Origin of the sequence: Streptomyces sp. NPDC048484, from assembly GCF_040651415.1 — a bacterium.
GTDB lineage: Bacteria > Actinomycetota > Actinomycetes > Streptomycetales > Streptomycetaceae > Streptomyces.
Genome location: NZ_JBEZJY010000027.1, coordinates 1 through 23,961, shown reverse-complemented (window position 1 = coordinate 23,961; position 23,961 = coordinate 1). Strand labels below are relative to the sequence as shown.

Genomic DNA, 23,961 nt, shown 5'->3' with positions numbered 1-23,961 from the left:
TCCTTCGTCACCGCATCCGCAGGGGAAGATTCGAATACCCACTCAGCAGGTTCGAGTAAATGGGGAGCGGTTCGCCGGCTGGTTCCAGCTCGCGCACTTCCTCTCGCATTGTCCGCAGCAGGGCCGCCACCTCGATCTTCGCCAGATAGGCGCCGATACAGAAGTGCGGACCATGGGACAACGTCACGTGGCGGTTGGGCGCCCGCGTCACGTCGAAGCTCTCAGGATCGCTGAACTCGGCCTCATCGAAATTGGCCGATGACAGCCAGGCGATGACAAGGTCGTCCTTGGCTATCTCACGCGCGCCCAGCGTCGCCGACGCGCTGGCCGTGCGTCCCACGTGCATGACCGGAGTGCTCCATCGGAGCACTTCGTTGACCGCCGCGTCGATGGGCGTCCCCGACTTCAACAACGTCCATTGATCGGGACGGCGGGCGAGCTCCAGAACCCCGCTGATCATGGCGAGTCGCGTCGTCTCATCTCCACCGAGGATCAGACTGTAGCAATTGTAGATAATCTCCTCAGACCGCAGATTCCGGCCGTCGGCAGTCCCGTCGATCAGCACATCCATCAGCGGAGACCTTGAGGACGACGGCTGACGGGAGCAGTCGGCGACGAAGCGGGTGAAGTAGAGCAGGATTTCGCTCTTGGAACGCATGGATTTTTCGGCCATGTGCTCCTCGGTATCCGAACTGAGGGCCGAACTCGCGTGACGCAGGATGAACGCCCGGTCCGATGCGGGGATGCCGAACAGATCGCAGATGGCCATGAGCGGGATATGGGCCGCCACGTCATGCGCGAACTCGCACGACCCGGCGGCGACCGCGCGACGGATCAGGTCGCGGGTGTTGACCCGGACGCGGTCGGCCGTCCGGCTCAGGGCCTCGGGCGTGAGGGCCTTCCACAGCAGCTTGCGAATTGCGGCGTGGCGCGGACCGTCCGAGACCGCGAGCATCTGCTGGGCTGCCGTATCGCCGCCCGCGAGGAGCGTGTTCAGGACGTTTCCCCGGCCGGACGCGAACACGTCGGCAGATCTGCACACCTGCACGACGTCGGCGTATCGGGTCACGTTCCAGAATCCCGCAACGCCGTCGCGAGCAGGCTGCCACGCCACCGGGTCATGCCGCCGGAGCTGCCGGAGGTGGTCGTGCGCGGCTGTACCCGTGTGAGATCCCGGATCGGCGAGGTCCGCTGTCGGCTCTACGGGCGTGGTGAAGGTCATGGCGCTCCCGCCGTATCTGCGTGGCTCTTCATCTGTCCACCAAATCCCGCGCTGCCACGGCGGATTCCGTGCCGTCCATATCAAGTCGATAGACGACGTGGTCGAGGAGTCTGTCGACCTGCTCCAGCATCTCCTCATGGGTCTTTGCGTACCCGGAGATGACATCGAGCGGATTGGTCATGACGCCAAAATCCAGTGCATCGCCCTTCTGGTAGTAGGGCGTGTAGTGCGAGACGCCCTCAAGAGCGGTGACCGTGGCCGCGTGGGCGTTCGCCGTCAACCGGGCCGGCCGCCGCGGGGCCGGCGTGTTGTACTGCCAGAACACCCCGGGAGGGGGACTGAACATCGACGGTGCCGGGTCCTCTCCGAGCGCGATGGTCCCCGCGATCCCGATCGGCGAGGGGACGCCGGTGCGTCGCGCCAGTTCGTGGATGTGGCCGCCGAGCCGACCGTTGATCTCGATGATGCGCGGTCCGTCGTGTGTCAGTTTTATCTCGGTGTGCGTCACACCCTGACGCACGTCCAACGCGGTAAGGCCGGCGGTCGCAAGGTCCAACGACGCGCGCCGGACGTCCTCGTCCAGCAAGGCGGGCCAGAACTGTCCGACCTCTCGGAACGGCGCCGCGAGGGCGAACTTACCGGTCACCGCCAGGTGGGTGACGCGCCCGTCCACGACGGCACTCTCGATCGAGATGTAGTCCCCGACCCCGGCCGGCATCCGACGACCGACCAGCAGCTCTTCGATGACCAGTCCCGCCGGGAGATGCCTGTCGAGGAGCGCGTCGACGATCTGCGCACCCCGATCCGGATGAGTGACCACATGCGTATCCCGACTCGCCCCGCCTCGCGCCGGCTTCAGGATGACCGGCGCGTCGAATTCCGCCATCGCCGCGGCGACATCGGCGCGGGTCTGGATGCGACGGCTCACGGTCGCGTCCACACCGCTTTCACGCAGGCGCAGCCGTTGCAGATGCTTGTCCTTGAGGCGTCCCAGGGTCGGTTCCTGATGGTAGGAAAGACCCAGGTGCCTCGCGAGTTCGGCGGTGGCCTCCACCATGTCCTCGCTGAACGTCACGATGCCGGCGGGTGTGAACCTCCGCAGGCGATCCGCGGACCGGCTCACCGAGGACCCGAGAACGACGGACTCGCCCAGCCTCTCCACCACGTTGAGGGCCCGCTCACCGTGTTCCGACGATGCCACGGCAAACACAGGCTGCGCGATGGCGGACAACCCGGCGTAGGCGTCGAGCGGGTTCACCGCGCCCTTGTCATAGACGACGATCAGCTTCTTCATGCGTCCGCGGTCTCCAGAGCGCTCACGAATGCGCCGAAGGTGCTGTTCTTGAGCAACAGCTTCACCGGCACCTTGCGGTCGAGAGAGCTACTGAGGCGTGCGCAGAGGCGCAGCGCCTTCAGGCTGGTGCCGCCCGCCTGGAAGAAGTTATCGGTCTCGGCCGGGACGGCTCCGTCCAGGATCGCCGCCCATGCGACGGCTACGTGTTCCAGGGTGCGGCTGACGGTTTCGTCGGTCAACGTGTCTCCCTCGACAGGGCAACCGGTAGACGGTCGATACCCCACATGAAATTGGACCTCATACGTTCCACCGGGCCGGTGATCTCCATACGGCCCACCCGTTCCGCCAGCACCCGCAGCAGCACCTTCAGCTCGACCCGTGCCAGAGGCGCTCCCAGGCAGAAGTGCGGCCCTATCCCGAATGTGAGGTGTCGGTTGGGTGTACGTCCGAGGTCGAATCGGTCCGGGTCCGGGAAGACGCTTTCGTCTCGGTTCGCCGAGGCGTTCCACAGCACCACGGCTTCGCCGGCACGAACGTGCTGCCCGCCGAGCTCCACGTCCTGCGTGGCCACGCGCATAACGTGCAGGGCGGGACTGGTGTAGCGGAGCACTTCGTCGACTGCGGACTCGATATCGACCTCGCCCGCCTTCAGACGCCGCCACTCCTCCGGGTTCTCGATGAGCGCGATCAGTCCGGCGGACGAGCCGTGACGGGTCGTCTCGTTCGCGCCGGTGACGAGTCCGTCACAATTGAGCAGGACTTCCTCGTTGGTGAGCTTGCGTCCGCCCATGTCGCCCCGGATCAGCGCGCTGACCACATCGTCTCCGGGATTACGTCGGCGCTCTTCCACGAGATCCGTGTAGTAGAGGAAGATCTCCGCGTGGGCTTCGGTTTTCCGCAGCTGGTCCATGGGGCAGCCGCTGGAGGTTCCTACAGACGCGCCGAACGCCTGGCTGGTCAGCTCGATCATCGTCGAGCGTTCCGCCTGCGGCACGTTCATGATGTCGCAGATGATCGCCGCGGGCAGGACGGCGGCGATCTCTCCGACGAAGTCGACCCTGTCTTTCTCCAGCGCCTGCTCCACCAGGGGCTCGATCACCCTGCGCATGGATTCCTCGAGCGTGGCCACCACCCGGGGCACGAATGCCGAGTTCATCAGCTTGCGCAGGCGAGAGTGGACGGGTGGGTCGCTGACAATCAGCATCTTGCCGGCCGCCGCCTTGACCGCGGTGGGGTCGGAGTCGACCCGCATGCCCAGCTCGGAGGTGAAAGCCGTGGTGTCGCGGTAGACCTGGAGGGCTGGCTCGTACGACGTGACGGACCAGAATCCGAGGCGGGGTGGGTGCTCGGTCCAGACGACAGGTGTCGTGGCACGCAGTTGTGCCCAAACGGCGATCGGATCGCCGGACTCGTAGAGGCTGGGGTCCGCGACGTCGATGATGTCGGACACAGCTCAGGCTTCCTTCCGGACAGCGAAGGCCTCGTAGATTTCGGTACCGGCCAACAGCGCGTCCTGTTCGAGAGCGACCGTGAACCCGTGTTTCTGCAGCAGTGAGGTGAACCGTTCGAGCGCACCGTCGATGTCGTGGACTTCGGCGACGACTTGGCGGACCTTCGGCCAGTCCTCGTCCGCCAGGCCGCGCAGCACCTCCAGCTCGCTCTTCTCGACGTCGATCTTCAGTAGATCGATCGAGCTGATGCCGCGCTCGGCGATCACCTCGGACAGGGTTCGCACCGGACATTCGACGGCCTGCATCACGTGCCGGCCGCTGACCATGTCGTCGACGTCCTCGTCGTCGAACCCGCTGCGCGTCAGGAATGTGCGCATCAGGGCCGACTCGGCCTCCGGGTCGGCGTGGAAGCCCGACATCGACGTCGAATCCGGGTAATAGGTCAAGGTGGCGGCACCCGAATGATCGGAGAGCGCGCAGGGTGTCGTGAACCCCTGGATGCCGTGCAGGGAAAAGTTCTCCTGCAGCGCCGCATAAGGAACGGGTGCTGGCTCGAAGCCGTGAAAGATCAGCCCCTGGCATTCCAGATGAAAAAACAACGAGGCCATGCCAATGTTTGCGCCGACGTCGATTACCGTATCCCCGGGCCTGAGCGATACCGCGTGCTGCATGTAGCAGCGTTCGACAAATATGTCCCGGTACAGCAGGGCGGTCTCCCCTGGGTTGATATGGCTCACCGTCAGCCCGTTGGGGAGTTTCATCGCTTGCATGACCGCGCCCCTTCCATGGAAATACCCTGGACTGGCAAACCCCTTAGACCACGGAAGGGCCGAGTGCTCCTCGAAGACTCAGTGGCCTCATGTCCGTCCAGGCGGCGTCCACGTGACGCATGCACTCCTCTTCCGTGCCGGCATACCCGGTATCTCGCCACCCCTTGGGAATCGGCAGGTCGGTGGGGTACAGCCCGTACTGTTGCTCCGAGTTGACGAGAACGGTCCAGGCGAGAGTGGTGACGTCGGCCATGAGTCGCTCCATTGGCTGAGGAGAGGAACATGCGGATCCAGAATGGACTCCAGACGGCGTCGGCGGCCGCTCTCGCAACGAAGTCGAGCTCGACGAGAACGCACTGCAATCACTATTCACCGCATACGGGAGTGAGCGCTTACCTGGCATCGATGCATTGGCCAAACGATATGAGTCAGGCGACAGGAAGTCCACCCTCGGTTTTCGGCCAAACATTATGAGCCAGGTGCCAGGAAGCCCACTCTTGATTTTACGCGGTGCAGGTGATGCACTGCGAACCGATCCAGCGCTCACGCCTTTCAGGACAGCTACCGGAGTTCGTATCAACTACGCGCCTTGCACGCTCCGCCACTAACTGGACTTTCTCGACATCTCTCGCGCACAGGAGAAGCACAGTTGAGCGCTTGCGAAAAGGTTCCCTTCACTGAGTGACGGAAGTGGGTTTCAGGCAATGACTGCACAGCAGGATGTCGTGGATATCAGAGCGTGTGGCGATGGACAAACAACAGCCGGAGATCCCTTCAATCCCGCAGCAGCAGTCGCCGTACACGCTTGCAGGACTCCTGGAACCGTGGCTGTGCGTGCGTATGACGGCACCTACACGTTCGGGGAGCTGAACGAGCGGGCGGACGCGATCGCCGCCGAACTGCTGCGCCTGGGTGTGGGCCCGGAGATGGCCGTGGGGGCGCATCTCGACCGGTCGCGCGATCTGGTGGCCACGCTCATCGGCACGTGGCGCGCAGGCGCCACGTTCGTAGCGCTCGACCCTGGTCATCCGGACGCTCGACTGTCCACCCTGGCCCAGGACGCCGGCGTCGCAGCGGTCGTGTCCCGCGACAAGGCTGCATTCGCGGACAGCCAGGTCGCACATATCGACCCGGCAGTCGCCGGCGCATCGCCGTCAGCCGTTCCGCCCGGCCCGCTGTCCCTGCATTCCATGGCCTACATCGTCTACACCTCGGGCACGACGGGTGCTCCCAAGGGTGTCGTTATCACCTACGGAAACATCACCAACCTACTCACTGCCGTAGACACCCTGGCGCCGGACGAAGGCCTCGAGGGCGGCAATGTACTGGCCCCCTCCTTCGACGGCTGGCTCTGGTCCACGCTCATCCCTCTGGTGAATGGGCGGGGCGTCGTGCTCTCGGACCCGCGGGACGAGGGCGGCTCGCTCCTTCGTGGCGAGGTGGCCTTTATAACGGCCACTCCCTCCCTTCTCGCCGTCAACGAACCACCGGCACCGGAGGCGGGCCTGCGGGTCGTGGTCTCTGCGGGTGAGGCATGCGCGCCCGACCTCGCGGCCCGCTGGGCGAGCGGACGGCGGTTCATCAACGCCTACGGACCGACCGAGACGACGATCTGCGCGACATGGGCGGACAGCGACGCTGGAGACGACCCGTCCACCATTGGCCACCCACTGCCCAACTACCGCGTTCAGGTCCTGGACGAACGGCTGCGTCCGGTTCCGTCCGGGGAGGTCGGTGAACTGTTCATCTCCGGTGCCGGTGTAGGGCGCGGCTATCTGAATCAGCCTGGCCTCACAGCCGCGCGCTTCTCTCCCGACCCGTCGGGAGACGGCGAGCGGATGTATCGCACCGGCGACCTCGTGCGCAGCCGTCCCGACGGAGCACTCGAATACGTCGGGCGGGTCGACGGCCAGCTCAAGATCCGGGGTTTTCGCGTGGAGCCCGGCGAGGTTGAGAGTGCCGCGCGGGCATTGCCCAACGTGCGGACCGCCGTGGCCTTCGCCGCGTCTGTGGCCAGCGGCTCCGTGCTTGCCTTGGCTGTGATCCCCGAGGCCGGTAGAGTGCTGGACCCCGAAGCGGTACGGGCCGCACTTCAGGCAGAACTGCCCGAACATCTGGTGCCGTCTCGGATCCTGTGTCTGGACCTCATACCACAGACCGTCGCAGGCAAGGCCGATCCGACCCAGCTGGCGCGGCTGGTCCAGGAGGCCGACCAGAAGATGCCGGCGGCTGGCCTCAACACGCCGACGCAGAAACTTGTTGCCGAGGTCTGGGCCGCCGTGCTTGATGCACCGGTCGAAAGCGCTGACGCGGACTTCTTCGAGCTCGGCGGCCATTCACTGATCGCCACGCGTGTCGTCGCCGTGCTCCGCGACCGCCTCGGCGTGCGCCTGACGATGCGCCAGCTGTTCGCCTCCCGCACCGTCAAAGCGCTTTCAGCCGAGCTCGACGAACTGATCGCCGCCCAGCCGGCCGACGCCTGATCCTCCGCCGACACCCCGACCTCAGCCCAGGAGCCTCTCATCTCAACTCGCCACCCAAGCCCCTCCGGCTCTTCGACGACCGTGTCGACTGCAGGCACCAGGGGTGCGCGGCTGCCGGGTTCCTACTACCTGTGGCTGGCCGGCATTCTGGCCTCGGTCACCGGGGACGCGGTCTTCTACTTCGCGATCGGCTGGGCAGCGAGCGCGAGTGGCGGTGCGGTCGCGGGACTGGCCCTGAGCGCCATCACCCTGCCACGAGTGCTGCTGCTCCTCATCGGCGGTGCCGTCAGCGACCGGTTCAGCGCGCGTCGCGTCCTGATCGCAGGTGACGCGGCGATGCTGGCCTTCTCCCTCATCCTGGCTGCTGTCGCCTATCACCTCGGGGCCTCGCCCTCCGTGCTCATTGTGGCCGGCCTTGTGGTCGGCATCGCCGACGCGTTCTACCTTCCAGCCTCCGGCTCTATGCCCCGACGCCTGGTATGCAAGGAGCAGTTACCCCGTGCGCTCTCCTTGCGCCAGGTAGGCGGTCAGGTTGTCAACATGGGAGGCGGGCCGCTGGGTGGCCTACTGGTAGGCCTGGCCGGGCTGGCGGGGGCTGCTCTGGTGAACGCCGTCACCTTCGCGCTCGTCCTGGTGGTACTGATCGTGGTCCGACCTCAGTACGAGCCACCCCCGGCGCCGAGGAGCGGTCATCTGGTCAAGGAGGCCTGGGACGGTGTGAGCGTCGCCTTCGCCCATCCGGTCCTGCGTCCGGCGCTGATGATGACCGGTGCTGCCGCAGGCTTCCTGTTGCCCGTCCTCCTCCTGCTGCTCCCGCTCCTGGCGCGAGAGCAGCACTGGGACGCGAGTGCCGTCGGCCTGGCGATCGGGGCGCAAGGGGTCGGTATGGTAGCCGTCACGCTCTTGGTCCTGCGCCGCGGAGCGCTGGGCCGCCCCGGGCTCCTGGCCGCATGCGGTCTCATCGTGGCCGGTGCCGGTGTCCTGGGCATTGCGCTCTCACCCGGTGCTGGAGCCGTGCTCGTGGCCAGCTTCGGTGTAGGTATCGGCAACGGCCTCTTCGCCGCACACATCATGCCCCTGGTCCTCGCGGTGACACCCGACAGTCACCTTTCGCGCATCCAGGCGGTGCTCGTTCTCGTCCAGAGCCTCGCCCTGCTGCTCATGAACAACGTGCTGGGCAACCTCGCCGGATTCAGCAGTGCGGTCACCACCCTCACCGTCTGCGCTGCCGTGATCGTCGCCGTCGGACTGCTGGGACTGGCCTCGGGCCCGCTGCGCAACAACCGCACGGGGTTGGGCTCGGCCCCAGGCTGAGTCACGATGCGCCGAACCTTGGAGAGAGACATGCCTGACACCGGTGATCCGGTTGCTCTGTCTGCAACGCAGGAACGTCTTTGGGTAGTGGACCAGCTGGCCCCGGAGGGCAGCTACAACGTCCCCTTGTGCTTCCGGCTCACAGGGGCGCTCGACGACGACGCTCTGCACAGGGCGGCGCAGTCGGTGACGCGACGCCACGGAGCCCTGCGCACACGCTTCGAGGACACTATGGGCGTGCCCTCGGGGAGACTGACACCGCCGGAGGACGTCCGGGTCGACGTGGAACGAGCCGAAGCAGACGGTCGAGGCCGTGCACTGGACAGGCTTCTGCACGAGGCGGCGATAGGGCCGTTCGATCTGAACATGGGGCCCTTGCTGCGCCTGCAGGTCGTGAATCTGCCGGGGGCGGTCCATATCGTGCTGGTCGTCGTCCACCACGGCGCCTTCGACGGACTGTCCGGCCCCATCCTGACCCGGGAACTCTGGCACCTCTATGACGCCTACGCCTCCGGGAAGGACCCGGCTCTACCCGAGCCGTCTGCCGCTTACGGCGACTTCGCCCGGCTGCAGCGTGACTGGCTCGACAGCGCCGACGCGGCTGAACAGCTGAACTACTGGACACAACGGCTTTTCGATCCGCCCGCACCGGTGCACGTCTCCGCACCGGACCTGCGTCCCGCCTTCCCTGACGAACCCTCCCCGGGGATGGTCGAGTTCAGTTTCTCGCCCGAGGCCGTGCAGGCCACCACGCGGGCCTGCGCCGACCTGGGGGCCACCCCGTTCATGGTGCTGCTGGCCTCGTTCGCCGCGTCGCTGGCACGCCGCACCGGCGCTCAGGACCTCATCATCGGCACGCCGGTCACCGAACGCCCCGCAAAGGAGTTCGAGGCCGTCATCGGGCCCTTCGACAACACGTTGCTGATCCGCCTCGACGCGGAACTCGCCGCCACCGCCGGACAGTTCGTGGAACAGGTCAGTGACGTCACGGTGCAGGCCCTGCTCCACAAGGACATCCCGTTCCAGCACGTGGTCCGCTCCGCGGCTCCGGCCCGAGGTGAGTCCGCCGCACCGGCGCTGTGCAACGTGGCGTTCTCCGTGGAGGAACGGCCGCAGAACCCGGGAGCGGTGCACGGGGCCGTGGTGACCGCGGACCCCTGGCTCTTCGTCCCGCCGGCCCGGTTCGACCTCACTCTGATGGTCGAGCTGTCCGAAAGCTGCTTCACGGGACGTTTCTACTTCGACCCCGAGCGGGTGGGCGAGTCCGCGCTGCGGGCGATGGCCGAAGACCTGGTTGCGATGCCGGTCCTGTTCGCGGGTGAGCCGGACTCTCCGCTGTTTCCCGCCGACAGGCAGTCGCGCAACGCATCTCATGAGAAGAAGGGATCTTCATGAGCAAGGCGAACGCCGATGCCCTCGGCCAGGACCTGAACAAGTGGTTGTGGGAACCACGGCCGACCGCAGTGGCACCGCGCGTAACACTGGCCATCCTGCCGCACGCCGGCGGGCTGGCCCAGGGATATGCCAAGTGGGCCCGGTGGTTCCCCGACGATGTGCGGGTCGTCGCCGTGCAGTATCCCGGTCGCGGCCCCCGCTTCGCGGAGCGCGCCGCCCTCTCGATGGCCGAGCTCGCCGACCCGGTAGCCGAAGCCCTCGCAGCGGAGGAGGAGCTCCATGTCTTCGGCCACAGTCTCGGCGCCATGCTCGGCTTTGAGGTGTGCTGGCGCCTGGCACGCATGGGCCGGCCGGTCAGAGCCTTCTTCCCCTCGGCCGCCCCCGCCTCGCACATCCGGCGTGACGTCCTTGTCCCGGACGGCGAACCGACCGACGCGGAACTCATCGAGGCCCTGGTGGACCGCGGCGGAATGGATCCGGAAGCCTTCGAACACCCCGAACTCATGGAACTGGTCCTCGAAACGCTGCGCGCCGACCGCCGGATCTCGCTGTCGTACCGCTACGGGGAACAGCACCGCACGCTGGACTGTCCCGTCGTGGCCTTCGGCGGCACCGCCGATACCGCCGTCGTCCCAGCGGATGTCGCGCGGTGGGAGGAACTGACGACGGGCCCCGGCGAGGTGCACCTTCTGGAAGGCGGCCACTTCTACGTCAACGATCACATGGCGCCGGTGACCGCCCGTATCCGGCGGCAGATCGCGGTGTGAGCGGTCGTGCGTATTCGATCCCACGGCTGACACCCGACCATCCGAGCTGACCGTTCGGGTCGCTCCACAACAACTCCAGGACCATGACGAACCAGCCTTTCACTCTCGTTTGTCTCCCCTTCGCCGGCAGCGGAGCCTCGTTCTACCGCGCCTGGCCGCCGGTTCCCTTCGGCGGTCAGGCCCGCGTCCTGGCCGTTCAGTTTCCCGGGCGGGAGGAACTGTTCGGAGAGGAGCCCTTCGACGACGTCCAATCGGCCGGGGCAGCCCTCGTCCCTGACGTACTCGACGAAGCCGATCCCGACGCGCCCCTGATTCTGTTCGGGCACAGCCTGGGCGCGGTGGTCGCGTACGAGATGGCGCGGGCCATCGAACGATCACACCCCGGCCGCCTGAGCCACCTCTACGTGAGCGGGTCCCCCGGGCCGCGGGGTGGCCGCACCGAGCGGGCCACCGGTCTCGACGACGAGGAATTCCTCGCCCGTGTCCACGGGTTCGCCGGGTACCGTCACGAGGCGTTCGACGTGCCAGAACTGCGGGAAATCCTCCTGCCCGTTCTGCGCGCCGACGTCGCCATGCACGAGAACTACCGGCCGGTCGACGGCGAACCGCTGGCCGCGCCGATCACCGCGCTGCGCGGCGCCGACGACCTCCTGGTGTCCGCTCGGCAGTCGCGTGAATGGGCAACCTGGACCCGAGGCGCCTTCACCTACCAGGAACTCCCTGGCAGCCACATGTACCTGGCCGAGAGCCCTGATCCGCTGCTGCGCGTCCTGTCCAGCACACGGCCCTGAGGGGGACGACACCATGAGACTCACGGGCAAGACAGCGCTGATCACCGGCGCAGCACGCGGTCTGGGACGCGACTGCGCCCTGAGATTCGCCGCGGAGGGCGCCGATCTGGTGCTTCTCGACATCGGACGGGACATCGACGGTGTCCCGTACCTCCTCGGTTCGCTGGCTCAACTGGACTTCACGGCTCAGGAATGCGAACGCGCCGGTGCCTGCACCGTCGCCGTCACGGCCGACGTGCGCAGCCAGGACGACTGTCAGGCCGGTGTCGCCGCCGCCCTGGAACGCTTCGGACGCCTGGATATCCTTGTCAACAACGCGGGCATAGCCGCACCTTCGGGAAAGCTCATGGAGGACATCACCGAGCCGGAGTGGTCGCTTATGATCGACATCGATCTCTCCGGCGCCTGGCGCATGATGAAGGCGACACTTCCCCATATGGCCGGGCAGCGTTCGGGCAGCATCGTCAACGTCTCCTCCACCGCAGGCCTGGTCGGGTACCGGCGCTTCGCCGGATACGTCGCGGCCAAACACGGACTGATCGGCCTGACCAAGGCCGCGGCACTGGACTACGCGCCCGCGCAGGTTCGCGTGAACGCCCTCTGCCCGGGATCGGTGCACGACGACCCGGCGCTAGAGGGCCGCATGCTCTCCGAGATCGCACGGTCGCTGGATGTGTCCGTGGCGGAACATGAAACGATCTTCGTTCGTGATCAGCCCATGAACGCCCTGATCGACCCCGCCGATGTCTCCCATGCCGCCCTGTGGCTCGCGAGCGACGAATCCCGCCAGGTCACCGGCACCGTTCTCACGGTCGACGGCGGCTTCACGGCTCGCTGACGGTACTCACTCCCACTCACCTTTGCACCGGCGGAGGGCTATTCATGACCATACGCGCGACCACGGATACCGTGCCGATTCTGCCGGGTGCGGCATGCCACAGCCTCGCTGTCAGGCTCGCTTACGGCTTCGACGCCGAGCGCGCACGCGAACGGCTCGCCGAAGCCGATATGCAGGCCGTGTACGGCGGGACGAAGCTCTGGACCACCCGCGTGCACGCGCGGGTGTCGGCACCCGAGGCGCAGCGCAGACGAGCTGCTGAGGCGGCGCGTCCGATCCGTGCAGGAGTCGCTCCGCTGCGTGCGGTGCTGCTGCGCTACGACGACGCGCACGATCTCATGCTGGTGGCGGACCGTTCCCGCGTACCGCTTCCGAGCCTGCGCCGGGCCGCCGCCGTGCTGACATCTCTGCTGACGTCCGAAGGCCCCGCCTCCGGTGCGGTCCTGACCTGCGACACGCTCCCGGAACCTGCCCCTGGCTCCGGCCGAGGAGACACACTTCGGCCCACGTGGGGACTCCCCGACCACCACGACGCATGCCCGACCGACTGGACCTCTCTGCACCTCGCGCTGGAGAGCGCAATCGACAGGACGTCCTTCACCGGGGCCACGGCGCTGACCGTGGCTCGGTACAGCGGAGAGGAGACCGTCCGGCTCGGCACCCTGGATCCCGCCGAACATCCGGAGCCGCGCGTCATCACCGTCACGACGTATGAGGGCCGTCACGTCGTGTCCGACCTGCTCGCCCGCGCCGCAGCCCGCCCCGAGGAGCGAACGGCTCACGAACCTCTGCCGAGTGTGGGCATCATCCACACGAAGGAGGGCAGAGAAGAGTACGAGCCCACACTGGGGCCGCTGTTCCCCCTCACCCTCCGCGTCACCGAACGGGCTGACGGAACGCTGGACGCCATCTGCCGGTTCGAAGAGGCAGCCGTCTCCCGCACCATCGCCGAACAGTTCTGCTCCTATCTGGCCGGGGTCGCCGCGCAGCTGAGCTCCGGGACAGGGCGGCGGCTGCTCACTGAGGTGGACCCCCTGACCGGTGATACCGCACGCGACATCCTCGCCCTGGGGGGACTGGGCATCACGGCGCCCTCGTCAGACAGGGCGATTCACCAGCGCTTCGCGGAGATCGCAAGGACGTCGCCTCATGCCACGTGCTTGACGGCCGGCTCCACCCAGCTGACCTACCAGGAGCTCGACAGCCGTGCCGAGATCTGCGCGGCCGGACTCCGAGACCTGGGAGTCGCTCCCGGGGACCTGGTGGGTGTGTGCCTCGAACGCGACGCGGACCTCGTCGTGGTTCTGCTGGCCGTCCTGAAGGCCGGTGCCGCCTACGTCCCGATGGATACCCGGCACCCGGTCGAACGGCTGCGATACACAACTGCGGACGCGGGCCTGTGCGTGGTCGTCACGACGCTGGACACGTTTCCCGCATCGGACGGAGCGGTGGTGGTGAGCCCCGCCGATGTGGCCGAACGAGGCACTGCCGCGCCGTCGCCCGAGCTTGAGCCCTCGGCCGACAGCGGGGCGGGCACGGCGTACGTGATCTACACCTCGGGTTCGACGGGGCGACCCAAGGGCGTCGTCGTGCCGCACCGCAACGTCATTGCCCTGGTGGAGGCTACGACAGCTGATCTCCGACTCGGCCCGGACGACACTTGGACCCTCTTCCACTCAAGCGCCTTCGACTTCTCGGTCTGGGAAATGTGGGGATGCCTGCTCACCGGTGGACGTCTGGTAGTGGTGCCGTACTGGGTGACACGGGACACCGACGAATTCTGCGAGCTTGTTCTCACCGAGCGGGTCACGGTGCTGAACCAGACGCCCTCGGCATTCTCCCAGCTCCTCCACACGGGCAGGTTGCACGAACGCGATACGGCGCTCCGGCTGATCGTCCTTGGCGGTGAACCGCTCGACACCGGGATGCTGGGAGCCTGGTACGCACGCCGTTCGCCCGCGCACTGCCGGCTCGTGAACATGTTCGGGATCACTGAGACCACGGTGCATGTCACCTCCCACACCGTGACACCGAAGGACGTCGCCTCCGGCTCCCGTTCGGTCGGCAGACCTCTGCCCGGTTGGCACATGTCCGTCCGCGACACGCACGGCCGGCTCCTCCCCCCGGGGGCGGTCGGCGAACTCTGCGTAGGGGGCGCGGGAGTGGCCGACCGCTATCTGGGCAAGCCCGACCTCACCGCCGAGCGTTTCGTGCACGACCCTGTCACGGGCGGACTCATCTACCGAAGTGGAGATCAGGGGCGGATGCGGCCCGACGGCAGCTTCGACCACCTGGGCCGCTTGGACAACCAGGTCAAGGTGCGCGGCTACCGCATCGAACTGGACGAAATCCGGGCCGCGTTGATCGACTTCGGTGGCGTTTCCGCAGCGGCTGTGGTCCTGCGTCAGGACGACCCGGCGAACCCGGCGAGCAGGCGGCTCGACGGCTATGTTGCCGCAGAGGACGACACATTGGACCTGGACGCGGTGCAAGCCCGCCTCCGAGCCGTGCTGCCTGACTACATGGTCCCGTCCACCTTGACGAGGCTCACCGAGATCCCTCTGACCATCAACGGCAAGCTCGACACGACCAGGCTGCCTGATCCTCGCGCTGCCGCCACTCGCCTATCGGCGGTTTCCGCGGAAGTGGCACCCCAGACGGCTCGGGTCGCCCCTGCCGACCCGGCCGCAACCGTCATTCGCGTCTGGAGCGCCCTCCTGAAGACCGAGGTCGGACTGGATGACAACTTCTTTAAGTTGGGCGGCAATTCGCTCATGGTGGTCCAAGCCCTTGGCGCGCTCCGCGCCGAAGGGCTGCCCAAGGTCTCACCCAGGGAGCTCTACAGGAACTCGACGGCCCGCCAGTTCATTTCACTGGTGCAGCAGCTCACGGAAACCTCCCATTGATCGTAGATACCTGAAGACCGGGGCCTGAGGTTCCGAGGGAAGTAGCACCATGCGGGAAGCAGGAACAACCGGAAGGAGCCGCGCGCGTGCCCACGTTCCCGTCTTTCGACGGCCTCGAACTCACATACCACATATCCGGGGAGGGGCCACCGATCGTCTGTCTGGCGGGAGGTCCCGGACGAGCGTCCGCCTATCTCTCCGGAATCACTGCCGGCCTCCCCGGCAGCACCGTCATCCGCCTGGACAACCGTGGCACCGGTCAATCCGCCACCCCGGACGACCCCGCGACCTATCGTGCCGCCGCGTCGGTCCACGATGTCGAGGCATTGATGAGGCACCTCGACTACGAGCGCCCCGTTCTGCTCGCGCATTCATCCGCCGCCAACACCGCGATGCTCTATGCTCTGCGCTATCCTCGCCGGATCTCTCATCTCATCCTTGTCGCTCCCAGTAGCCGTCTCGTGGGCATCGACGTCAAGGACTTCCACGAAGCGTTGTTGCTGCGGACAGACGAAGAGTGGTACCCGCAGGCCCGCCAGGCGATCGACGGCTGGGTCGGCTCCAACACCATGGCGGAAACCCTGCCCTACCGAGTGCCTGCGGCTCCCTTCTACTACGGCCGTTGGGACGACGCGGCGCGGACGCATGCGGAGAGCGAACCGGAGCAGATCAGCCTCGCCGCGGCCGAAGGCTTCTACGAGGGATTCAACTTCGACGCTGAATCCCTGCGCACGGCTCTGCGGCAGCTGCCCGTTCCCGTACTGGTGATCACCGGTGAGCTGGACCCCTTCCCCACACCGAGCACCGGCGAACGGCTTGCAGCCGTATTCCCCCACGGGAAATCGTTCGTTCAACCGTCGGGAGGTCACTTCCCCTGGCTTGACGACCCTTCCGTTCTCGCTGAGGCGATCCATGACCACCTCAAGAGCGGCGGGGCTGCTTAGCGAACGTGAGGCTGTGGGTACCTGGTCGACAACCCGGGTGCCCGGGACGCCGTATGTGTCTCTACTGATGCTCCCTGTGAACACACCAGGTCGAGCAATGCTCAGTACCTGTGGATCAGTTCCGGAGGGCACGCGAAGGGCGTACCTTCCCGAATGATCCTTTGATGGTCACCGAGTAGGCCGGCGTTGCGAGCGCCGGTCGGGAAGGCACGCCTGTGCTCACCGTAGTGAATGACGACGACGCCGCGCGAGACGGCTCCCTGATCGACGAGATCGTGCGCGAGGGCGCCCGCCGCATGCTGGCCGCGGCGCTGGAGGCGGAAGTCAACCAGTACATAGCCGAGTTGGCGGCCGAGGCCGACGAGCGTGGGCGCCGTCTGGTGGTCCGCAACGGCCACCACCGGCCCCGCACCGTGGTTACCCTTAGGTTCAACCGGTAAGAGCAACAGCGCTGGTTGGGGACGGTATACGTGGCGAGACTGGGTCGGCCGGGGATGTCGGACGAGATGAAGGCCGACCTGTGGCTGCGGTGGAGGTCCGGTGAGTCGATCAGCGTCATCTCGAGACAGATCGGCAAGCCGCCCGGCTCGGTGTTCACCGTCCTCAAGCACCACGGAGGAATCGCTCCCGTGGCCCGTAAGGCGCGCGCTGGACGCTTGACCATGGGCGACCGCAAGGAGATCTCACGCGGGCTTTGTGCCGGCGATTCCTACCGCGCGATCGCTGGCCTGCTGGGCCGTGCGGTGTCGACGATCAGTCGTGAAGTCAGCAACAACGGCGGACGCGACGTCTACCGGGCGATCGCTGCGCAGGAACGGGCACTTGACCGCGCTCGGCGGCCGAGCAGTGCCTGCTTGCCCGCAGGCCCGCGCTGAGGGAGACGGTGCTGCTTCCGCTGAGGGAGGAGTGGTCGCCGGCACAGATCGTCGGCCACTTGCGTCGGCATCATGGTGACGACCCGGGGATGAAGATCAGCCACGAGACGATCTACCGGTCGGTCTACACCACCCGCTGGAAAGTGATCCCCCGCGAGCTGTCCAAGCGCCTGCGAACTGGCCGCATGAACTGGCCGGGGCGGGCTGCACGCAGGCGCGTGACCTCATGGCCTGCCCGATGCTCGTCCCTCAGCGCGAGGCTCGGGGGACTGGCGCCGTAAGTGGCGTTCCATTTTCACCCCCCGACCCTACCGAGAGCCACACCCAACGGAGACTGCCTCGGCTGGTCCAGATGTAGTGCCGCAAGTCGCCTCAACCCGGGCATGGCGACCGCCGCACCCAGATCGGCGATCACTGTCGGCTGCGGCGCCTGTTTGGCAGGATTCGACTCTCAACCTGGTTGTCGAGTGCCTACAAGACACCTGTCAGCACTGAGCCCAGAACGATGGCTCCTGATGGCCGTACCAGCACTGTTGCTGCACGCGTGGCCGCACCTTGGCCGCACCTGATCCTTGACAGCTCATCAACTAACGCCGCCGTGACGACAAAAGCCCAGCTCAGGGGCCAGACTCCTGGACATCACTACAGAATCTGCACCTTGGACCTACGCATTGCGATGCGTAGACCGCATGTGTCCGATTGACCCGGATTACAAGGTCAGCAGAAACAAGAAACCCCAGGTCACGGCGAGTGAGTCCTGGGGTTCCTCAGAGCCGCCTTCGGGATTCGAACCCGAGACCTACACATTACGAGACCGTGAGCGATCATGCTGCGTAAACCCCACCGACCCCTACAACCTCACCCACCCCGCCGAGTACGCGCAGAACGTCTCCATGACGCTCTCCGGGCTGGTGTCGACCGCCGCGCACCCGGAGCGGATCGTGACCGCCGCCGTGGACGGCTTCAAGAAGGACCCCTCCGAATTCACCGGCCGCCTCATCCCCGAACTCATCGGCACCAAAGGCGCCGGCCTCGCCCGCACCGGGGTGCGTATGGGGCTGAAAACCGCAGCGAAGGACGCGCTGAAGGAGAGCGCGGAGAACGGGGCCCGCAAGGCGGTCGACAGGCACCCAGATGCTGCCGCCCGTGTCGAGAAGGACAAGGTGTGCGTCGACGACCCGGTCGACGTCGCTACCGGGCGCATGGTCCTGCCTCAGACGGACCTGGTCCTGCCAGGCTCCATGCCGCTGGTATTCACCCGTACCTTCGAGTCGTCGTTCCGGGCCGGGCGCTGGTTCGGGGCCTCTTGGTCGAGCACTCTCGACCAGCGCCTGGAGATCGACACGACGGGCGTGATTTTCGTGGACGGGGACGGCAGCCTCCTTGCCTACCCTCACCCGGCACCGGACGTTCCGGTGCTGCCCACCCGCGGCAGACGTTGGCCACTCGTGTTCTCGTCGGAGGCCTTCACCGTCACCGACCCCGAGTCGGGCCACGTTCGGCACTTCGCCCATGACGGCCGCCTCGTCCGGGTGGACGACCGCAACGGCGCATGGATCGTCTACGACCACGACGCCGACGGCACTCCTACGGGCATCCGGCACAGCGGCGGCTACGAGGTCCGGATCGCGACCGCCGAGGGCAGAGTCACCTCGCTCTCCCTCGCGGACGGAACACGGATTCTGGACTACGGGTATGACGACGGAGACCTCACCGAGGTCGTCAACTCCTCCGGTCGGCCCCTCCAGTTCGGCTACGACGGGAGCGGGCGCATCGTCTCGTGGACCGACACGAACGGTCGTCGTTTCGACTACACCTACGACGAGCAGGACCGCTGTGTAGCCCAGTCCGGAAGCGATGGGCACATCAACTCCCGTTTTCGGTACGAGAAGGGGGCGACCACCGTCGTCAGCGGCCTCGGTCACCTCAGGCGCTACACCATCGACGCCCGAGCGCACGTCGTCTCCGAGACCGACGCGAACAACGCGACGACGTACTTCGAGCGGGACCGGTTCAATCGTCTGATCCGCCGCATCGATCCCCTGGGGCGAACGACCGGGATCGAGTACGACGAACACGGCCAGGTCACTTCGGTCACCCGTCCGGACGGCCGGCGCACCACCATGGAGTACAACGATCTCGGTCTGCCGGTCCTGGTGACCAAGCCCGACGGTTCGAGGGTGCGCCGGGAGTACGACGAGCGGGGTAACCTCACCGCGGTGACCGGCCCCTCCGGCACGACGCGGTTCACCTACGACGCCCTGGGCCATCCGGCTTCGACGACCGACCCTGCGGGCCGCACCACCCGTGTCCGGTGCGACTCTGCCGGGCTCGCCGTGGAGTCCGTCGCTCCCTCGGGGGGTGTCACGCGGCACACGTACGACGCCTTCGGACAGCCCACCTCCATCACCGACCCGCTGGGTCGTTCCACCCGCCTGGCATGGAGCGTGGAGGGGCGTCTGCTGCACCGGACGGACCCCGACGGCAGCGCGCACGCGTGGACTTACGACGGCGAAGGGAACGTGCTCAGCCACACCGCTCCTGACGGCGGGCGCTCGGTGTACGAGTACGGCGCCTTCGACCGGTTGACGGCACGGACGGAGCCGGACGGCGCCCGGTACGAGTTCGACCACGACATCGAGTTGCGGCTTCGCCAGGTCACCGATCCACGCGGACTCACCTGGACGTACACCTACGATCCCGGTGGCCAACTCGTTTCCGAGACGGACTTCGACGGCAGGACACTGCAGTACGGGTACGACACGGCGGGCCAGTTGACGACCCGCACCAACGCGGTCGGCCAGTCGGTGCACTACGCCTACACCACCACCGGTCAGCTTGCCCACAAGGATGCGGGCGGGGCGGTGACGACGTACGAGTACGACACATTCGACGAGCTGACGAGCGCAAGCAGCCCGGACGCGACCCTGGCCCGGCTGCGCGACCGGTCAGGGCTCCTGCGGTCGGAAACCGTCAACGGCCGCAAGCTGTCCTTCGAGCAGGATGAACTGGGTCGCACCACGCGCCGCACGACGCCCACCGGCGCGGTGAGCGAGTGGAGTTACGACCCGGCGGGGAACCCGGACCGGCTGACGACGTCGGGACGGACGATCACGTTCCGCCACGACGACGCGGGACAGGAACGCCTCCGCACCTTCGGCTCGAACGCGACCCTGTCGTACGGCCGAGACGAACTGGGCCGCCCTGTCGAGCAGTTGCTCACCGGACCGGACGGGCACGCCATGCGGCGGCGGGGCTACCACTACCGGCCCGACGGCTACCTTGCCGCGATCGACACAGGCGACGGCCGCCACGACTTCATCCTGGACGCTGTCGGCCGGGTCACCGCAGTGACCGCCCCCGGCTGGGAGGAGATCTACGCCTACGACGACTCCGGAAACCAGACCGAGGCCACCTGGCCCGACTTCCACTCCGACGCCGCAGTCGCCACCGGGCAACGCACGTACGAACGGAACCGGCTCGTGTCGGCGGGAGGCGTGCGCTACGAGTACGACGCCCAGGGCCGTGTAACGCTACGCCAGAAGACCCGGCTGTCCCGCAAGCCGGACACCTGGCGATTCGCCTGGGACGCCGAAGACCGCCTGATCGGCCTGACTACGCCCGACGGCACCAACTGGCGATATCTGTACGACCCGCTGGGGCGCCGCATCGCCAAACAGCGGCTGTCCGCAGACAGCGACGTCGCGGAAGAAACCATCTTCACCTGGGAGGGCTCGGCGCTGTGCGAGCAGACGACCACACTCCAGGAGAACTCGCCCTCCGTCACCCTCACTTGGGACCACCAGGGCCTGCACCCGGTGGCGCAGACGGAGCGCCTCCTCTCGGCGGACCAAGAGGAGATCGACAGCCGCTTCTTCGCCATCGTGACGGACCTGGTGGGCACCCCCACCGAACTCGTCGACGAGCAGGGGGCCATCGCCTGGCGAATCCGCGCGACCCTCTGGGGCCAGACGACCTGGAACCGCGACGCCACCACCTACACCCCGCTGCGCTTCCCAGGCCAGTACTTCGACCCCGAGTCGGGACTGCACTACAACGTCTTCCGCACCTACGACCCCGAAAGCGCTCGGTACCTGACGCCCGATCCGCTGGGCCTCACACCGGCGCCCAACCCGGCGACGTACGTCCACAATCCGCTCACCTGGTCCGACCATCTGGGCCTCGCGCCGGACAAGTGCACCGTCACCGTGTACCGGAAGCAGACCGAGCACCCGCTGAGCAAGCGCGTCCACGTGGATGAGAACGGCAACGTCACCATCACTGGAAATAACCACCTCTACGTCAATATGAGCGACGACATCAAACATACGGTGGAATTCCGGAGCGGCGACGGCGGCCAGATCGTATCCTTCGAAGTACCGAAGGGCTTCGTCGAGGACATTCGCCACAATGCGGTGCCGCAGGCCCAGCCGGATGGCCTGGGGTTCACCAAGCAGGAATGGAAACAGCTAAAGAAGTACTACCCCGAGATTTCCGATCCCTCAATGGGCCCTGACCTGTACGGATTACCTGCGGAAGTCATCGACAGAATGCGAAAAGTAATCATTCCAGGATCTGGTAAAATTGTCGAAAATCTTGACTGAAGGTTAGGGATATGATTCACGAGATCGAAGGCGTGGAACGGGAACTTGGGCGGGTCTCCAGTCGTCCTGAAATCGACCTGGGAACTCCGATACTCACCTATGTCGAGTTGACCCCGAGCGGCGATCCGGAAGCTTATTCCGGAAGGCTGCGCGACGTCCTTGCGGCCGTATTCGACCTCGCAGTGCGGCCCGGCTTCGACGAGGACGAGGTACCCGTGGACACCATCCCCGAATGGTTCGTCCGCGCCTGCGAGGACGGTGCGGCCGTCGACTCGTTCGTCGCAGAGGGACAGGCGCGGCACAGAGAACTAAACAGTGTCGGGCCGTGGAGGATTCAGGACTGGCTTTCCCGTTTCGATCCCGAACTGGAAAACAGGGGCTGGGCGTTCTGGGACCTCACCCGATCCCCCGACGACAGTCGGCGCCTGCGCTTGTGGCTGGACACCTGGGGAGAACCGTTCTTCGCCTGGGAGGAGCTGCGCTGGCTCGCTTACACCTGCGGTGCGGCCTCCGTCGCCAATCCTATGGTGGTCAAGTCCGAGCAGTGGGCCCGGGAGCAGTCCGCGTGAACGACGCGCCACCCTCGCACCAGATCCGAGCGGCCTTCGACGCGAAGGCCATCACCGTCTACCAGGCGTACTCGGAACGGATCGCCGCTCCCGTGTTGCAAGCAGGCACTTTCGTCACGCCTTTCAAGCGAACCCGCATGACCTGGATCAAGCCGTCGTTCCTATGGATGGTGTACCGCTGCGGCTGGGCGACCAAGCCCGACCAGGAGCGGGTCCTCGCCATCGACATCACCCGTGAGGGCTTCGAGTGGGCCCTCGCCCACGCCTGCCTCAGTCACTTCGACAGCACGCGCTTCCCCTCCGAAGCCGCTTGGCAGGAGGCGCTTCAGACCAGTCCGGTCCGGGTCCAGTGGGACCCCGAGCGCGATCTCCAGCTGAATTCGCTGCCCCACCGTGCCATCCAAGTCGGCCTGTCGGGCGAGGCGGTAGACCGGTACGTGGACGACTGGATCACCTCGATCCGGGACGTGACACCACTTGTCCACGAGATACATGCGGCTGTGGTCACGGGCGACAGCGACACGGCTCGCTCACTCCTCCCCGCGGAACAGGCTTACCCGCTTCCCGATCACCTCATCGACCGGATCGGGCGGCACTGAAGCTCCGGTACTCGCCCGCAGATCTGATGAGGCGACATCCGCAGCGACGACGAGGTGTCGATGGACGATCTGTCATAGGGCGAGGCGTCCAGACGCTCCGGGAAGAGTCCGAGCGCGCCAACACGACCCAAAGCAGCTTCACAGGGTCGACTACTGCCCACGTAGACGTACGGCACTTGAAGTGATTCCCGGAGCCACCGCTGAGGCGAGAGCCCGTGAGGCCACGGTGCCCCGAACGACGCCTGCCGTCCAAGAGGCGCCCTACCGTATGCGGGGTCTGTACGGTGATCGGTTCTGGCCCGTAGTCGGTGGTGACGCCGGGTAGCCGTCCTTGATCATAATTTTGTGATGGATGTCAACTCCCTTGTCAGCACGGTGTTTTCCGGGCTGTCGGTGCTGGTCGTCGTGGACGTGGTGGACGGTGGTGACGCGGTGGTGGTCACAGCTCGCACGCGGGATGCGGCGGTGCCGTGCCCCGCGTGCCGGACGCCGACGGCAAAGGTCCACGGATATCACCGCCGGACGGTGACGAACGTGCCGGTCGACGGCCGCCAGGTCTTCGTCCACCTGCGCGTACGGCGGCTGGTCTGTCCGGTCCTGGGCTGCCGGAGGCAGACCTTCCGCGAGCCGATTCCCGGACTGCTGGAGCGCCATCAGCGCCGCACGGTGCGCCTCGCCCGGCAGATATCCCAGGTGGCGCGGGAGTTGTGCGGCCGGGCGACCGCACGCCTCGCCGGCCTGCTGGCCGTGCCTATGTCCCGCAGTACCGCACTGCGCCATCTGCGACGTCTGCCGCTGCCACAGCAGGCGGCCCCGCGGGGGATCGGCGTGGACGATTTCGCCCTGCGCCGCCGCCACCGCTACGCCACGATCATCACGGATGCCGAATCCGGCCGACGCGTCGCGGTCCTGCCCGATCGCGAGAGGGCCACCCTGGAGTCCTGGCTGCGCGAACATCCTGGTGTCGAGGTCGTGTGCCGCGACGGCTCGGCCACCTACGCCGAGGCCATCCGCCGTGCCCTGCCCCACGCGGTACAGGTCAGTGACCGCTGGCAGTGCGCCATGAGGCGCCTTGTCGTATCCCCGATTCAATCGGGATGAATTTGGAGGGAGATTCTTGGGTCCAATGGCTTACCTAA

The 23,961-nt window shown here is 66.5% G+C and carries 18 protein-coding genes and 2 pseudogenes; 14 read left to right on the top strand and 6 right to left on the bottom strand.

Translation table 11 applies throughout. The annotated features are described in order from the left end of the window. Positions 1-7 precede the first annotated feature (7 nt). Genes AB0D14_RS26250 through AB0D14_RS26225 form a run of 6 tightly spaced genes read right to left on the bottom strand, consistent with a single transcriptional unit; the run spans position 8 to position 4,990 of the window. Positions 8-1,222: a cytochrome P450 gene (locus AB0D14_RS26250; protein ID WP_362783452.1), complete on the bottom strand. Its 1,215-nt coding sequence runs from the start codon at positions 1,220-1,222 to the stop codon at positions 8-10. 28 nt (positions 1,223-1,250) lie between these two features. After that, positions 1,251-2,516 carry a hypothetical protein gene (locus AB0D14_RS26245; protein WP_362783449.1) on the bottom strand — a complete coding sequence of 422 codons (1,266 nt, stop codon included), beginning with the start codon at positions 2,514-2,516 and terminating at the stop codon, positions 1,251-1,253. Continuing rightward, positions 2,513-2,755, bottom strand: a complete 243-nt coding sequence (locus AB0D14_RS26240; RefSeq protein WP_362783447.1) for a phosphopantetheine-binding protein — start codon at positions 2,753-2,755, stop codon at positions 2,513-2,515. The genes AB0D14_RS26245 and AB0D14_RS26240 overlap by 4 nt, the downstream gene beginning before the upstream one ends. Beyond that, entirely contained in the window at positions 2,752-3,966 is a 1,215-nt protein-coding gene (locus AB0D14_RS26235; protein ID WP_362783446.1) for a cytochrome P450, read from the bottom strand. Before AB0D14_RS26235 ends, AB0D14_RS26240 begins: the two co-directional genes overlap by 4 nt. A gap of 3 nt (positions 3,967-3,969) precedes the next feature. Beyond that, a complete protein-coding gene (locus AB0D14_RS26230; protein ID WP_362783443.1) occupies positions 3,970-4,737 on the bottom strand; it encodes an FkbM family methyltransferase in 768 nt (255 codons plus the stop codon). A 43-nt stretch (positions 4,738-4,780) separates the two neighbouring features. Then, complete coding sequence (locus AB0D14_RS26225; RefSeq protein ID WP_362783440.1) at positions 4,781-4,990, bottom strand: MbtH family NRPS accessory protein; 210 nt, start codon at positions 4,988-4,990, stop codon at positions 4,781-4,783. Positions 4,991-5,441: 451 nt separating this feature from the next. Here AB0D14_RS26225 and AB0D14_RS26220 point away from each other — a divergent pair, with 451 nt between their 5' ends. The 14 genes and pseudogenes from AB0D14_RS26220 to AB0D14_RS26155 form a co-directional block, all read left to right on the top strand. Further along, complete coding sequence (locus tag AB0D14_RS26220) at positions 5,442-7,220, top strand: non-ribosomal peptide synthetase (protein WP_362783437.1); 1,779 nt, start codon at positions 5,442-5,444, stop codon at positions 7,218-7,220. An 81-nt stretch (positions 7,221-7,301) separates the two neighbouring features. Next, positions 7,302-8,534, top strand: coding sequence for an MFS transporter (locus tag AB0D14_RS26215; RefSeq protein ID WP_362783434.1), 1,233 nt, complete (start codon positions 7,302-7,304; stop codon positions 8,532-8,534). A 6-nt stretch (positions 8,535-8,540) separates the two neighbouring features. After that, positions 8,541-9,929, top strand: coding sequence for a condensation domain-containing protein (locus AB0D14_RS26210; RefSeq protein WP_362783431.1), 1,389 nt, complete (start codon positions 8,541-8,543; stop codon positions 9,927-9,929). Next, positions 9,926-10,696: an alpha/beta fold hydrolase gene (locus AB0D14_RS26205; RefSeq protein WP_362783429.1), complete on the top strand. Its 771-nt coding sequence runs from the start codon at positions 9,926-9,928 to the stop codon at positions 10,694-10,696. The genes AB0D14_RS26210 and AB0D14_RS26205 overlap by 4 nt, the downstream gene beginning before the upstream one ends. A gap of 83 nt (positions 10,697-10,779) precedes the next feature. After that, entirely contained in the window at positions 10,780-11,487 is a 708-nt protein-coding gene (locus tag AB0D14_RS26200; protein WP_362783427.1) for an alpha/beta fold hydrolase, read from the top strand. Between the two features lie 13 nt (positions 11,488-11,500). Continuing rightward, on the top strand, positions 11,501-12,325 hold the full coding sequence (locus AB0D14_RS26195) for a mycofactocin-coupled SDR family oxidoreductase (RefSeq protein WP_362783424.1): 825 nt from the start codon (positions 11,501-11,503) through the stop codon (positions 12,323-12,325). 44 nt (positions 12,326-12,369) lie between these two features. Then, a complete protein-coding gene (locus AB0D14_RS26190) occupies positions 12,370-15,231 on the top strand; it encodes an amino acid adenylation domain-containing protein (RefSeq protein WP_362783422.1) in 2,862 nt (953 codons plus the stop codon). Between the two features lie 86 nt (positions 15,232-15,317). After that, entirely contained in the window at positions 15,318-16,175 is an 858-nt protein-coding gene (locus AB0D14_RS26185) for an alpha/beta hydrolase (protein ID WP_362783419.1), read from the top strand. Between the two features lie 215 nt (positions 16,176-16,390). Next, a pseudogene (locus tag AB0D14_RS26180) lies at positions 16,391-16,597 on the top strand (IS256 family transposase); the annotation flags it as partial. 72 nt (positions 16,598-16,669) lie between these two features. Continuing rightward, positions 16,670-17,050: a helix-turn-helix domain-containing protein gene (locus AB0D14_RS26175; RefSeq protein ID WP_362783416.1), complete on the top strand. Its 381-nt coding sequence runs from the start codon at positions 16,670-16,672 to the stop codon at positions 17,048-17,050. 893 nt (positions 17,051-17,943) lie between these two features. Further along, complete coding sequence (locus tag AB0D14_RS26170) at positions 17,944-21,654, top strand: DUF6531 domain-containing protein (RefSeq protein WP_362783413.1); 3,711 nt, start codon at positions 17,944-17,946, stop codon at positions 21,652-21,654. A gap of 11 nt (positions 21,655-21,665) precedes the next feature. Further along, a complete protein-coding gene (locus AB0D14_RS26165; protein WP_362783410.1) occupies positions 21,666-22,223 on the top strand; it encodes a hypothetical protein in 558 nt (185 codons plus the stop codon). After that, entirely contained in the window at positions 22,220-22,822 is a 603-nt protein-coding gene (locus AB0D14_RS26160; protein ID WP_362783408.1) for a DUF4291 domain-containing protein, read from the top strand. The genes AB0D14_RS26165 and AB0D14_RS26160 overlap by 4 nt, the downstream gene beginning before the upstream one ends. A gap of 375 nt (positions 22,823-23,197) precedes the next feature. Then, positions 23,198-23,875 (top strand): annotated as a pseudogene (locus AB0D14_RS26155) (ISL3 family transposase); the annotation flags it as partial. Positions 23,876-23,961: the final 86 nt, after the last annotated feature.

Bases quoted from the DNA above. Each gene is read 5' to 3' on its own strand.
- AB0D14_RS26250 (WP_362783452.1), bottom strand. From the start codon at position 1,222: ATGACCTTCACCACGCCCGTAGAGCCGACAGCGGACCTCGCCGATCCG.
- AB0D14_RS26245 (WP_362783449.1), bottom strand. From the start codon at position 2,516: ATGAAGAAGCTGATCGTCGTCTATGACAAGGGCGCGGTGAACCCGCTC.
- AB0D14_RS26230 (WP_362783443.1), bottom strand. From the start codon at position 4,737: ATGCAAGCGATGAAACTCCCCAACGGGCTGACGGTGAGCCATATCAAC.
- AB0D14_RS26225 (WP_362783440.1), bottom strand. From the start codon at position 4,990: ATGGCCGACGTCACCACTCTCGCCTGGACCGTTCTCGTCAACTCGGAG.
- AB0D14_RS26220 (WP_362783437.1), top strand. From the start codon at position 5,442: ATGACTGCACAGCAGGATGTCGTGGATATCAGAGCGTGTGGCGATGGA.
- AB0D14_RS26210 (WP_362783431.1), top strand. From the start codon at position 8,541: ATGCGCCGAACCTTGGAGAGAGACATGCCTGACACCGGTGATCCGGTT.
- AB0D14_RS26205 (WP_362783429.1), top strand. From the start codon at position 9,926: ATGAGCAAGGCGAACGCCGATGCCCTCGGCCAGGACCTGAACAAGTGG.
- AB0D14_RS26200 (WP_362783427.1), top strand. From the start codon at position 10,780: ATGACGAACCAGCCTTTCACTCTCGTTTGTCTCCCCTTCGCCGGCAGC.
- AB0D14_RS26195 (WP_362783424.1), top strand. From the start codon at position 11,501: ATGAGACTCACGGGCAAGACAGCGCTGATCACCGGCGCAGCACGCGGT.
- AB0D14_RS26190 (WP_362783422.1), top strand. From the start codon at position 12,370: ATGACCATACGCGCGACCACGGATACCGTGCCGATTCTGCCGGGTGCG.
- AB0D14_RS26175 (WP_362783416.1), top strand. From the start codon at position 16,670: ATGTCGGACGAGATGAAGGCCGACCTGTGGCTGCGGTGGAGGTCCGGT.
- AB0D14_RS26170 (WP_362783413.1), top strand. From the start codon at position 17,944: ATGACGCTCTCCGGGCTGGTGTCGACCGCCGCGCACCCGGAGCGGATC.
- AB0D14_RS26165 (WP_362783410.1), top strand. From the start codon at position 21,666: ATGATTCACGAGATCGAAGGCGTGGAACGGGAACTTGGGCGGGTCTCC.